The following is a 13,235-nucleotide window of genomic DNA, read 5'->3' as shown; positions in this document are numbered from 1 at the left end:
TTGATTAAACAGCGGATGACATATGTCTGAAAATGACTTCTCTTACCTCGTGCATGACGAGCAATTCATCAACTACTGCCTGCAGCGCAATGCCGCTGACGTACAGTATTGGGAAGAACGGCTTCGTCAGGACCCGATGCTGGCCAGGGAAGCCGCAGCCCTCAAACCGCTGGTAATAGCGCTAGCCGCCGCCTCACAACAACAGGAGGCCCGACAGCAATGGCAACTGTTGCAGCAACAGCTGGGCAGCGCCACAGTGCCCACGCCACGGAAGAAAACCATCGCCTGGTACCGGATTCCTGCCGCAGCCGCCGTGCTGGCGTTGCTGTTATGGGGCGTTTATTTGCTTACACGGCCGGCCCCATTGCCCACGCCTACGGCCGTCAACACCACCACCCAGGACATTCCGGCCGGTGGCAACAAGGCTACGCTCACCCTGGCCAATGGCTCCCGTATTGTGCTGGACGATACTGCCGAAGGGACTGTTGCCAGCCAGGGAGGCGTCAGCATTCATAAAAACAGCACCGGTCAACTGACATATACCATTACCAGTAATAACCAATCAACAGACACTGGTTACAACACCATCCAAACGCCTAAAGGCGGCCAATACCGGGTGAATCTGCCCGATGGCAGCAGGGTATGGTTGAACGCAGCCACTTCCCTGACATTCCCCGCTGCCTTCGGCGCCGGCAGGCGGACCGTCAGCCTTAACGGGGAAGCCTACTTTGAAGTAGCCGCTATGCCTAATGCCCAACCATTTACCGTGAAGGCAAATGACTTCACCATCGATGTACTGGGCACACAGTTTAACATCATGGCCTATGCCGATGAAAAAAACAGCCGCACCACCCTGCTGACAGGTGCCGTACGCGTTACTAAAGGTGATGTAGGTAAAGTACTGCAACCCGGTCAGGAAGCCATCACTGGCAGCGGCATACAGGTGCGGGATGCCGATACAGAAGCAGCGGTTGCCTGGAAAAACGGGATGACCGTTTTCTCCGATGCCGATATACACAGCATCATGCGGCAGATAGCCCGCTGGTACGATGTGGACATCGTTTACCAGGGAGAGATACCACAGCGGCAGTTTACGGGTAAAATACCCCGCAACGCCAATGTCTCCAAAGTGCTGAAGATTCTCGAACTAAGCAATATTCATTTTACAATAGACGGACGGAAGATCATTGTAACACCTTAACAAACCTGACATGAAATAACACTACGATCCTTTCATGCCGCTCAAAAAAAATCCGGTAGTGCTGGTAACACTACCGGTGGGAGCTGTTTTCTCAAAACTGCCCTGTTGAGCGCATGTTAACAATCTGCAACGACGATTAAACACTTCACTCAAACTTTTCAAAAGTATGAAATTTTCTACGCTTTATGTTCCTCCAAAAGGACAATGGAAGAAGCATTTCAAAATCCTGATGATCATGAAACTGACGGTATTTTTACTCCTCGTAGCCTGTTTGCAGTTAAGCGCTGCCAGCTATGCCCAGCAACTCACGTTGTCTGAGCAGAACGTGCCACTGGAGCGTATTTTCAAAAAGATCGAACAACAGAGCCGCTATCTTTTCTGGTTCGAAAATACCAGCCTCTACCTTACAAAACCTGTCAGTATACAGGTAAAGGAAGCCTCCCTGCAACAGGTGCTCGATGAGTGTTTCAGGGACCAGCCCCTCGCCTACAGCATCGTAGACAATGTGATCGTGGTAACCGCCAAACAACCGGCCCCCTTTCATCCGCTGACCCTCCTCCAGGTAAAAGGAAAAGTCACCGATGAAAAAGGTACCGGTCTCCCGGGCGCTATTGTCAGGATCAAAGGCAGTACCGCAGTAACCACCACCAATGCCAATGGTGAATTTATCTTTAAAGATGCCGGCAACAATGCGATACTGGTGGTTTCCTATGTGGGTTTTGTTACACAGGAAATCCCCTACAGCGGCCAGGATGGCTTTACCGTAGTGCTGAAAGAAAAACCTACCGGCCTGGATGAAGTAGTGGTCGTAGGTTACGGACAGGTATCCAAAAAAGACCTTACCGGCTCAGTAGCCACCATCAAAGGAGAAACTTTTGAAAACGTGCCTATACTCACACTGGACCAGATGCTGCAAGGTAAAGCGCCCGGCATGCAGGTAACGTCTATCAGCGGGCAGCCTGGCGATGGCACGAGTATCCGTATCCGTGGCGGCAACTCCCTCAGCGCTTCCAACGAACCGTTATATGTAATCGATGGTATCATCGCCGCCGGCGATGAATTTAACCTGAACCTGCTTAACCCGGAAGATATTGCCTCCATTGATGTGTTGAAAGACGCTTCTTCCACCGCCATCTACGGCGCCCGTGGTTCCAACGGCGTTATTCTCATCACCACCAAAAAAGGAAAAGCAGGAAGAGATCGTGTATCCGTTAACGTTAATTCCGGCTACCAGGAACTGCCGAAGTTCATTGACATGATGAGCGGACCGGAATACGCCCAGATGGTCAACGACCAACTGGCCTCACAAGGGAAACCGGCCTTCTATCCTGATGTAAACAATGTACCCAATACCAACTGGCAGAAAGAAATCACCCGTGCCGCCAGGCAGAACAACATCACTGCACAAGCCTCCGGCGCCGATGCCAAATCAAGCTACATGATCTCCGGCAACTATGCCGACCAGGAAGGGATCATCCTCAACTCCGGCTTCAAACGTTACCAGTTCAGGTTGAACTATTCCAGGAACGTATCTTCCAAAGTACAGGTAAGCACCACCCTCAACGCCGGCAGCGGCCTTACCAACAACAACCCCGTTTCCCTCGGCGGCCTCGACTACTACTCTTCCGCACTGGGCGTAGCACCGACCATGCCGGTGTATAAAGACGATGGCACCTTCGCGCTGAAAAGGGAATACAGCTCCGGAAACCTCAACCACCCGCTGGCGCAGGCCACCTATATCTCCAACCCTATCCGCAGGAACAACCTGTTAGGCAATGTGACCATCAACTATAAACCGATCAAAAGCCTGACCTTTAAAACTTCTTTCGGTACTGAGTTAAATTTCACCAAAAACAACTCCTACTCTTCCGGTCAGCTTCCCGTAGCTAAAAACGGTAATGGCGGCGGCGTGGCCAGCGTAGCTACCACACAGGACATGATGTACCTGCTGGAAAATACCGTATCCTACAACCAGACTTTCCGTAAACACCATCGCATCGATGCGGTAGCCGGTATGACGTTCCAAACTGCCAACACAGAATATGTGCGTGCACAAGGCTCCAAATACCCCACCGACGGCATGGAATACAACAACCTCAATGGCACTGATCAAAGCACGTTTAATATCAACTCGTCTTATTCACAGTTTGCGATTGTATCTTATCTGGGGCGCGTCAACTATGGCTACAAAGACCGCTACCTGTTGACGCTTACCGGCAGGGTAGACGGCTCTTCCCGTTTTGCCGTCAACAACAAATATGCTTTCTTCCCCGCCGTGGCGCTGGCATGGCGCGCCATCGAAGAGCCGTTCATCAAAAACCTGAACGTGTTCTCCAACCTGAAGCTACGCGCCTCTTACGGTAAAGTAGGCAGCCAGGCTATTGCACCTTATGGCTCACTGCCTACCCTCACCGGTTCCCGTTACATACTGGGCAACAATAACAACACGCTCGGTTATGTACAAGGCAACTACGGCAATGCCGATCTCCGCTGGGAAACTACTGGTCAGTACGACCTTGGCATCGAAGCAGGTTTTTTCAACAACCGCCTCACTATCGAAGCAGACTTCTATACCAAACGCACCAACGATCTGCTCAACAATAAACAACTGCCTGAACAAACCGGTTACTCCAGCATCCGCACCAACATTGGCGCTATCCGCAACACCGGCGTAGAACTGATGATCAACACGGTTAACATCGACAGGAAAAACTTCAAGTGGAATACTTCCTTTAACATCGCCCATAACAAAAACAAAGTAGTAGACCTCGGCGGGGTGGATTATATCCTCACGCAAAACGTCACCTACGCCGGCAACGTAAGTCGCCTTACCCTCAACGATGCGGTGGGTACCTTCTGGGGAGCGGACTATTACGGCACCCGTAAAACGCTGGACAAAATACCCGGCGCCGTTTCCCCCAATGCCACGCCCAGGCTGGGCGAAGCGTTGTACGTAGACCGTAATGGCGACGGCAAATTAAGCGTGGACGACTACCATGTGATCGGTGATGCCAATCCCCGCATCTTCGGTGGTATGGCCAACAACCTTACGTACAAACGGTTTACGCTCAACTTTTACATCTCCTATTCCGAAGGCAACCAGATCATGAACATCGCCGACGCCTTCTATAATTCCGGCGATCTCCTGTCCAATCAATATAAAACACTGGTCAACCGCTGGTCTCCACAAAATCCCAACTCCGACATACCGGCTTTTTCAAGGGATTATATTCCGAATACCCGTTGGGTATACGATGGTTCATTCCTGCGCCTGAAGTCACTCACCCTGGGTTATAACATTCCTGCCAAAGCCGTGCATGCACGCTGGTTTCAGAACATCAACGTATACCTATCCGGTTCCAACCTGTTCCTGATCACTTCCTATCCGTACTACGATCCGGAAACCAATGCCTACGGCAGAAGCTCCACCGTACGCGGCTTTGATGCGACCAACTATCCACAAAGCAGGACATATGTAGCGGGCATCAAAATAGATCTTTAATCTCTCCGAAATCAGACAACCAACATGAAAAAGATATATATCCTCTTTAGCGCCTGTGTGTTGCTGGCCTCTTCCTGCGGGAAGCAGCTGGTAGAAGACCCGAAGAGCGCGATCGGTACCAATACTTTTTATTCCAACGACGCAGAAGCCATCCTGGGTGTAAACGGCGTATACTCCTGGCTGGGTACTTCCGGCGCTTTCAAGAGCAGCCTGTGGCGCGCCCTCGACGAAGGCACCGATGTTATCCGCGGCCGTATCTGGGCCAACGATCCCGTACCTACGTACCAGCTTACCTCCTTTAATCCCGGGTATACTTCCGCTATCTGGACCACCATGTACCGCGGTATCAGCAACGCTAACCTGGTAATCGATAAAGTGAGCAATTCAGCCGGCGTCAGCAAAGCGGTGAAAGACCGTGTTATCGGCGAAACCAAATTTCTGCGGTCATTGTATTACTACTATCTCACCAGTCTCTTTGGCGATGTGGTGTATTATGACGAAACCAACTATGCCATCGAAAGCACCCAGAGCCTTCCTCGTGTATCCGCCGCCGGTATCCGGGAGAACCTGATCGCAGCGTTGACAGATGCCGAAAGTAAACTGCCTGCCAAATATTCCGGCGCCGATGTTGGTCGCGCTACCAAAGGCGCTGCACAAACACTGCTGACAAAAATTTACCTCTGGCAAAAGAAATGGGACCTCGCCCAGAAAAAAGCACAGGATATTGTAGACAGCAAGACCTATGTATTACAGGCCAACTATGCCGATGTTTTCACTGAGACCAACGAGTTTGGCCCTGAAATTATTTTTGAGGTAGACTTTGAGCCGATATTGAACGGTCATGACCATTCCGCCTGGTACCAGCCACATAAACAAGTGGGCGTAAGTCCTTTTGTTAGCCGCTCCTGGTATGGCACCTATATTCCGTACACCACTTTCGTGAACACCATCGAGGCCAACGATAAGCGCCGCGCGTCTATTATCGCCACCAGTTACAACAATCAGCCTTTCCTGGTAGATCCTGTAGAGCAGATCAAAGCATGGAGCGGCCCGAAATTCTGGCGGCTCAATACCCAGCAGGACAACGATGGCGGGCTGGACATGTACGTGTTCCGTTATGCTGATGTGTTACTGATGCTGGCCGAAGCCGCCAATGAAAACGGCGATGCAGACAAAGCACTATGGGCCGTCAACGAAGTGCGCAAGCGTGCCTTCGGCGCCACCGGCGCATTCACCGCCGTCCTTGGGCAACAGGAGATGCGTAATTATCTGTTCAGAGAGCGTGCCGTAGAGTTGTATGGAGAAGGACAACGCCGCCTGGACCTGATCCGTTGGGGTAAACTGGTAGCTGCCGTGAAAACAGCCGCCGCCACGGAAGACACGTATATCGCCAACAACATCCAGGATTTCCATATACGGTATCCTATACCAGCCATTGAGATACAGAAAAACCCCAACCTCGCTCCTAACAACGAGGGATATTAAAAAGTAAGCGGCGCCCGGAAACAGGCGCCGCTGCTATTTTCGCACCGTTTGTTTTTCCCCGCCCCGCTCAAAAAACGGCACCTGTTAACTAAAATCCCTATTTTGGCTTTGTGAAATGGAGTTCCAGATGCCAAAACCAAATCGTGATTTCCCGGATGACCAGGGAAAAGAATTATGGGAAAAGATGAAGGTCGAGGGTGATCAGTCTGCCTTTGCAAGTTTTTACCATCACTATGCCAGCCGGCTTCTCCACTTCGCCAGCACCTTGCTGGGTGCGCGGGAGCAGGCAGAAGAAGTGGTGAATGACGTTATGCTCTGGACCTGGAAGAACAGGCACACCCTGCCGGCAGTGGAAAAAGTAAGCGTATATCTCTATACCGCTACCAGGAATACCGCCTATAACTATCTGAAAAAAAATGCACGCAGCACCACCGATCCGTTGGATGATATCCAGCCGGAGCTGTTGCAGTTTTCCCCTTCCCCCGAGCAGTTACATCTTTCCACCGAAGCTGTCAGGAAGATAGAGAAGGCCGTCAATGCCCTGCCCGGCCGTTGCCGCCTTGTCTTTAAACTTATCCGGGAAGATGGCCTGAAATACCGGGAAGTGGCGGAAATACTGGACATCTCCGTCAAAACGGTAGAAGCCCAGATGGCCATCGCCATCAAAAAACTGCACGAGCAATTGCATGATATGACCGTACCTAAAAACAGCTGAAATTTTTTTTAACTCCTTTTAGGGGTTTTTGAATAAACAGGTTGCCTTATACACAGAGGCATCTTTTTGACAGAGCTATCAGAACCAAGGATATGTTGCCTGAAAATATTTGGGAATTAGTGGCCCGGATTCAGTCCGGAGAAGCCTCCGAAGCGGAAGAACAGGAATTGCAGGCCCTTTTGGACCAGCACCCTGAACTGTTTAAAACCATACTGGTTGTCGAAGCACTGCAGCTTACCCCTGAGATGGAAGAGGCAGCAGATGAAATGCGTATGCACAGCTGGCAACAGCTGCAGCCGCATATAGACGACGCGCCCGCCACCTCTCGCACTAACATCCGTCGTTTGTTGATCCGTACCGGTTGGGCCGCAGCCATACTGGTAGCAGGACTGTTATCCTACAACTGGTGGTTGCACAACACCTGGAAAACGTTGGCCACCACCAGCGCCAAAGACAGCCTGCTGCTGCCTGATGGTTCACGCGTATTCCTGAATGCCAACACCACCCTGCGTTATGCGCGCAACTACGGCAAAGGCAGCCGGGAACTGATGCTGGACAACGGAGAAGCCTATTTTGAAGTAGCGCCACAACAGAACAATCCGTTTACCGTACACGCCGCAGCAGTAGACATTAAAGTACTGGGAACAGCCTTTAATGTGCACCGGTCGGCCAACGGACAAGTGGACATCTTCGTCACCAGCGGCAGCGTGAAAGCGGAAAACAAAAGCGGGAAGAGCATGGTGCTGCATGCCGGTGCACAGGTCACCTCGTCAGGCAAAACACCGGACATCAAGCCGGTATCCACCTCCACCGCTAATGTGCTGGCCTGGAAAACCAACCACCTGGTGTTTAACCAGATGCCGCTCAGCGAAGTAGCCGTAGTGCTGGCCAACTACTACCAGTTGGATGTAGTGGTGACAGACAGCGTGGTATCACACAAAGTGCTACAGGCCAATTTTAATAATAAACCACTGGACGAAGTATTGGACGTAATCGGAAAAGCATTAAATGTCAACATTACAAAAAAGCATAAAACACTTGAATTCCATCAGTAAAAAACGCAACCAAAATTACAGCCGAAGCAACGAACAGTGAACAGCTCCTGCTATCCGGCATCAACACCAACAACCATTTTAATCGTCATTTCAAACCATCGCGGATGCACTGAAAAAGCATCCGGTGGAACCTTATTCACCTAAAAAACCAGCTCTAATGAAAAGAGTGCTACTAAGCATGCCACCGCGCCGTCGCGGAGGCAGGAAACTCCTTTGCCTGTTACTGACCGGCTCCCTGCTGGCGTGGCATCACCTGGCGTATGCCGGCGTCACCGCCCGGCAGCAGGACCCCGAAAATCCAAAGGTGTCCCTACATATGACCAGGGCCAGTATAACAGAAGTGATCTCACAGATCGAAAAACAGACACGCCTGTCTTTTGCCTATGATGTCAGCATGCTCCCACCCCGGGAAATCAACCTGAACATCGATGCTCAACCGCTGAAAGAGGTGCTGACCAAACTTTTCCCCACCGACAGGTTTGAGTATACCATCAAGGGTGACCAGGTGATCATCTCTGTACGCAACACCAAAACCACTACCGGCAATGGTAGCAGCAGCAACAGTACGGCACAGGAAAAATTTGTCATCACCGGCAACGTCACCGATGGCACCAATGGACTGCCCGGAGTTACCGTACTGGAAAAAGGTACCCACAACGGCGCCAGCACCGATGAGAACGGCCGTTTCCGCCTTGCAGTAAGTGACAAAAACGCTGTCCTCCTCATCAGCTTCATTGGTTATGAACCACGCGAAGTTGCCGTTAAAGGCAGCGCCAACATACATGTGCAGCTACAAACAGACCAGAAAAAACTGGATGAAGTAGTGGTAACAGCCCTCGGCATCAAGAAAGAGAAAAAAGCCCTTGGTTACGCAGTACAGGAAGTAAAAGGAGAAACAGCCGTGAAAGCCCGCGAACCGAATGCGGTGAACTCTCTGGCCGGTAAAGTGTCTGGCCTGGTGATCACCACGCCTACACGCTTGTTTCAAAATCCGGGCATCTATCTGAGAGGTGTGAAACCGCTGATCGTGGTAGACGGTGTGCCTATCAACTCCGACTCGTGGAACCTCAGTGCGGACGATATTGAATCCTACAGCGTGCTCAAAGGCCCTAACGCCGCAGCCCTCTATGGTTCCCAGGGACAGAACGGCGCTATCCTCATCACCACTAAAAAAGGTACCACCGATAAAAGAGGCATCTCCGTGGAACTGAACTCCAGCACCCAGTTCCAGATGGGCTTCCTCGCCATCCCTACCAAACAGGAAGAATATGGCCCCGGCTCCAACTTCCAGTATGAATATGTAGATGGCATGGGCGGCGGCACCAACGATGCCGATTACGACATCTGGGGGCCTAAATTTGAAGGGCAGCTCATTCCGCAGTATAACAGCCCGATAGACCCGCAGACCGGCAAATTAGTACCTATTCCGTGGCAGCGCCGCGGCCATGACAATCTCCGCAACTTCCTCCGTAAAGGCCTGCTGTCATCCAACAACATCGCTATCTCTGCCAACAATGACAAAGGCAATATGCGTATGTCTGTAACGCAACTGTATCAGAAAGGCGCAGTGCCCAACACCAAACTGGGCGGCACCAACGTAAATTTTTCCGGCACCCTGAACGTCAGCAAAAAAATGACGCTGTCTACCGCTATCAACTATGACAAGCAGTATACGCCTAACTATCCCGATGCCACCTATCAGCCGTCCAGCCCTATCTACACACTGATGTTGTGGAGCGGCGCCGACTATGATATCCGCGATCTCAAAAACTACTGGATGCCTGGTAAAGAAGGCATACAACAACGCAACTTTGAGTCGTATCAATATACCAACCCATACCTCACCGCATACGAAGCGTTGCACGGTTATTACAAAAATGACCTGTACGGCCACATCAAACTGAACTACACCTTCAACGACCACTGGAGCGGCTACTTCCGCACCAACGTCAGCGCTTACGACCTTTCCGAAAACAAACGTTACCCTATCTCCGGCTCTTACCGTTCCGGCGATGGTGGCTATTTCATCAAAGGTGGTTACAATGAATCAGGCGAAACGTACTGGGATAACAATACCGATGTACTGTTGAGCTACAACAATAAAATCGGTAAGGCTTTCGATGTGAAAGCTTCCGCCGGTGGTAACCTCCGCACTGTGAAATACAGCCGCCTGTATGCACATACGAACAACGGTTTGCTGCTGCCGCAACTGTGGACCGTGGACAACAGCGTGGACCCGCCAGGCGCCACCTCCACCAAAAACAGCCGTCAGGTGAAGAGCGCCTATGCCTCTGTGGATTTCTCCTTCCGCGATTATCTCTTCCTGGGGATGACCGGCCGTATGGACCAATCCAGCACCTTACCTGCTAACAAGAACGCCTATTTCTATCCGTCCGTTTCCCTGAGTGCTGTGATGTCAGACATCCTGCACCTGCCGAAAGCTATTTCTTTCTGGAAACTGCGCGCCTCTTATGCCAACGTAGGCGGCGACATGGTGAACGATGATGGCACTGCCAAATACAACCTCTACCCCAGCTACTCCGTAGGCAGCCGCTGGGATGGCAATCCTGCTGAAGTATTTGGTGATATCCTCTACAATCCCAATATCAAACCGGCTTTCAGTAAATCATATGAAGTAGGTACCGATATCCGCCTGCTCAACAACCGCCTCGGTTTTGATGTATCCGTTTACAAAACACTGGACGGCCCACAGATATTCTACCCGACCATCTCTGAAGGATCTGGCTTTAAGACCCGTCAACTGAACGGTCTGGTAACCATGCGCAAAGGCATCGAAATATCATTGAACGCATCGCCTGTCCGCTCCGCGAGCGGCTTCAACTGGGATGTGCTGATCAACTGGTCCACCTACCAAAAGTACCTCAACAAAGTATACGACACACTCAACGTATACAATCGTGTAAAAATCGGCGAACGCATGGACCAGATCTTCATGACTGACTTCCAGCGTACGCCCGACGGCAAGCTGGTATTGGGTTCCAACGGGCAGCCACGCTCCAATTCCTATCTTTCTATGGTGGGATATGCCAACGACAAATGGGTAGCCAGTGTGATCAACACCTTCTCCTATAAAAATCTCTCCCTGAGAATACAGGTCGATGGTCGTTATGGTGGTAAGATCATCAACTACCTCGATCAGAAAATGTGGCAGGGTGGCAACCATCCGCTTTCCGCTAACCAATACCGCCAGGCCGACTGGGACAACCGCAACACCGCTGGCTATAAAGGCACCTATGTACCAGAAGGCATGCAGGTGACCAGTGGCTCCCTGCAGGTAGACGGCGATGGCAACGTGATTTCCGACACCCGTAAGTTTGCTCCCAACACCACCCCGGTGCTGTGGCAAACATGGTCTAAAAACTACTACGGTAATGCCATCACCAACCTGTACGACCGCTCTTACCTGAAAATACGGGAAGTGGTGCTGACCTACAACCTACCATCCACATTGTTGAAACAGGCCAAAATAATCAACAGGGCCAGCATCTCCGTAGTGGGCCGTAACCTGTATTATCTGGCACATAAAGGAGTGAGAGATATCGACGTAGACCAATGGATAGACCAGAATGCAGGACTGGAAATGCCTTCCACCCGCAGTGTAGGTTTCAACATCAACCTTGTTTTCTAAAAAATCAGACATGAACCGTACAACCAGAAATATATTAGCCGCCTGCCTGCTGCCACTGGCCATGACAGGCTGTAAAAACTTTGACGACCTGCGGGTAAACCCTAACGTGTCTGTGGTAGGTACACCCAAACTATTGCTGACAGGGCTGGAAATGGATATGATCGGCGGACAGGGCTCCGCTAAAGGTGGCTTCAGCTCCGGCAGTGACCTTAGTGGCGATATGAGCAACAGTCCGTGGAACTATACCCATATGAGCAATCAGTTCCTCGTACTCGGCCACGACTACTACGGCAGCCAGGACTACTCCTGGGATAACGGCGCCAGCTACTATGGCAGTCTCCGTAACGCCGCGCAGCTGGACATCGAAGCCGCCAAACAGGGCGCCGCGCTGGCTGCACCTTATTATGCCGTTAATAAGTTCATCCGCACGTTCTACTTCCTGTCCATGACTTCGCAGATGGGCGACATCCCCATGTCAGAAGCCATCAAAGGCGCTACCGACGGTATTTACGCCCCCCGCTACGATGCACAGAAAGACGTGTTCCTGCAATGTTTCAAATGGATGGAAGAAGCCAACGACTCCCTTGCAGCAATCACACAACGTAACGCCAAAGCTACCGTTGACGGTGATATCTTCTACGCCGGCAACCTGCTGAAATGGAGAAAAGCCATCAACACCTGCTATCTGCGCGAGCTGATGAACCTGAGCATCAAAGAGAATGATCCTTCTCTCGACCTGAAAGGACGCTTTAACCGTATCATCAACAACCCGGAAAAATATCCGCTGATACTGGAGAATGCGGACAACCTGCAGATGAACTACAACGCCACGCAGAAAAGCAACAACTATCCGTTGTACCCGATGGAAGTAGGTATCCTCTCGGCCAAAAGAAACGCGCTCGGCAGTACTTATATCAACATCCTCGATTCCCTGCGCGATCCGCGTGTGTTCATCGTGGCCGCTCCTGCCGATTCACTGCCCGCCGTTCCCGGCAATCCTTTTGCCCGTTACAAAGGCGCCAATACCGGCGATCGTCAGGACCAGATCTATATCGATATCAACAAAGGCAAATACAGCACGTTCAATATCAGCTATTGGCTGAGCAGTCCTGCCGGTGTGCCCAATATCCAGCTGGGCGCGGCTGAAACACATTTCCTGATCGCTGAAGCCATCACCCGTGGCTGGATTGGCGGCGACGCTGCCCAGCACTACAAAGACGGCATCACCGCCTCTATGAAGTTCTATGGCGTCAGCGATGCAGATATCGCCACGTTCCTCGCGCAACCGCTCCTGCAATATGCCGGCAACAACGATGCAGGCCTGAAGCAGATACTCACACAGAAATATGTGGCCTTCTTCAATAACGCCGGGTGGCAGGCTTATTACAACTACCGTCGTACAGGCGTCCCCGTATTTTCAGTAGGCCCGTCTAACCAGAACGGTGGAAAAATACCTACACGGTTCATCTATCCCCAGTCGGAATACCAGAACAACAAAGCCAATCTCCAGGATGCCCTTAAGCGGCAGTTTGGCGGGTCTGATACCCGAAATGATGTGATGTGGATGCTGAAGCCATAAAAATAAACAGGGGACGTCTCAAAAATAAATGAGACGCTCAAAAGGAAAG

The 13,235-nt window shown here is 51.3% G+C and carries 7 protein-coding genes; all 7 read left to right on the top strand.

Going from position 1 to position 13,235, the window contains the following annotated elements; all coding sequences use genetic code 11:
• The first annotated feature begins 22 nt into the window (after positions 1-22).
• Positions 23-1,201: a FecR family protein gene (locus tag HHL17_RS10450; protein WP_169224662.1), complete on the top strand. Its 1,179-nt coding sequence runs from the start codon at positions 23-25 to the stop codon at positions 1,199-1,201.
• A 166-nt stretch (positions 1,202-1,367) separates the two neighbouring features.
• Positions 1,368-4,703 carry a TonB-dependent receptor gene (locus tag HHL17_RS10445; protein WP_169224661.1) on the top strand — a complete coding sequence of 1,112 codons (3,336 nt, stop codon included), beginning with the start codon at positions 1,368-1,370 and terminating at the stop codon, positions 4,701-4,703.
• Between the two features lie 24 nt (positions 4,704-4,727).
• Positions 4,728-6,188 carry a RagB/SusD family nutrient uptake outer membrane protein gene (locus tag HHL17_RS10440; protein ID WP_169224660.1) on the top strand — a complete coding sequence of 487 codons (1,461 nt, stop codon included), beginning with the start codon at positions 4,728-4,730 and terminating at the stop codon, positions 6,186-6,188.
• Between the two features lie 127 nt (positions 6,189-6,315).
• Positions 6,316-6,903 (top strand): RNA polymerase sigma-70 factor, encoded by a 588-nt coding sequence (locus tag HHL17_RS10435; RefSeq protein ID WP_169224659.1) that lies wholly within the window; start codon positions 6,316-6,318, stop codon positions 6,901-6,903.
• 119 nt (positions 6,904-7,022) lie between these two features.
• On the top strand, positions 7,023-7,958 hold the full coding sequence (locus tag HHL17_RS10430) for a FecR family protein (RefSeq protein WP_169224658.1): 936 nt from the start codon (positions 7,023-7,025) through the stop codon (positions 7,956-7,958).
• Between the two features lie 157 nt (positions 7,959-8,115).
• Positions 8,116-11,607: a SusC/RagA family TonB-linked outer membrane protein gene (locus tag HHL17_RS10425; RefSeq protein WP_169224657.1), complete on the top strand. Its 3,492-nt coding sequence runs from the start codon at positions 8,116-8,118 to the stop codon at positions 11,605-11,607.
• Positions 11,608-11,617: 10 nt separating this feature from the next.
• Positions 11,618-13,186 (top strand): SusD/RagB family nutrient-binding outer membrane lipoprotein, encoded by a 1,569-nt coding sequence (locus tag HHL17_RS10420; protein WP_169224656.1) that lies wholly within the window; start codon positions 11,618-11,620, stop codon positions 13,184-13,186.
• The last annotated feature ends 49 nt before the right edge of the window (positions 13,187-13,235 follow it).

Source organism: Chitinophaga fulva (genome assembly GCF_012927205.1).
GTDB classification, from domain to species: domain Bacteria; phylum Bacteroidota; class Bacteroidia; order Chitinophagales; family Chitinophagaceae; genus Chitinophaga; species Chitinophaga fulva.
This window is presented reverse-complemented; position numbering and strand designations above follow the sequence as displayed.

Bases quoted from the DNA above. Each gene is read 5' to 3' on its own strand.
- HHL17_RS10450 (WP_169224662.1), top strand. From the start codon at position 23: ATGTCTGAAAATGACTTCTCTTACCTCGTGCATGACGAGCAATTCATC.
- HHL17_RS10445 (WP_169224661.1), top strand. From the start codon at position 1,368: ATGAAATTTTCTACGCTTTATGTTCCTCCAAAAGGACAATGGAAGAAG.
- HHL17_RS10440 (WP_169224660.1), top strand. From the start codon at position 4,728: ATGAAAAAGATATATATCCTCTTTAGCGCCTGTGTGTTGCTGGCCTCT.
- HHL17_RS10435 (WP_169224659.1), top strand. From the start codon at position 6,316: ATGCCAAAACCAAATCGTGATTTCCCGGATGACCAGGGAAAAGAATTA.
- HHL17_RS10425 (WP_169224657.1), top strand. From the start codon at position 8,116: ATGAAAAGAGTGCTACTAAGCATGCCACCGCGCCGTCGCGGAGGCAGG.
- HHL17_RS10420 (WP_169224656.1), top strand. From the start codon at position 11,618: ATGAACCGTACAACCAGAAATATATTAGCCGCCTGCCTGCTGCCACTG.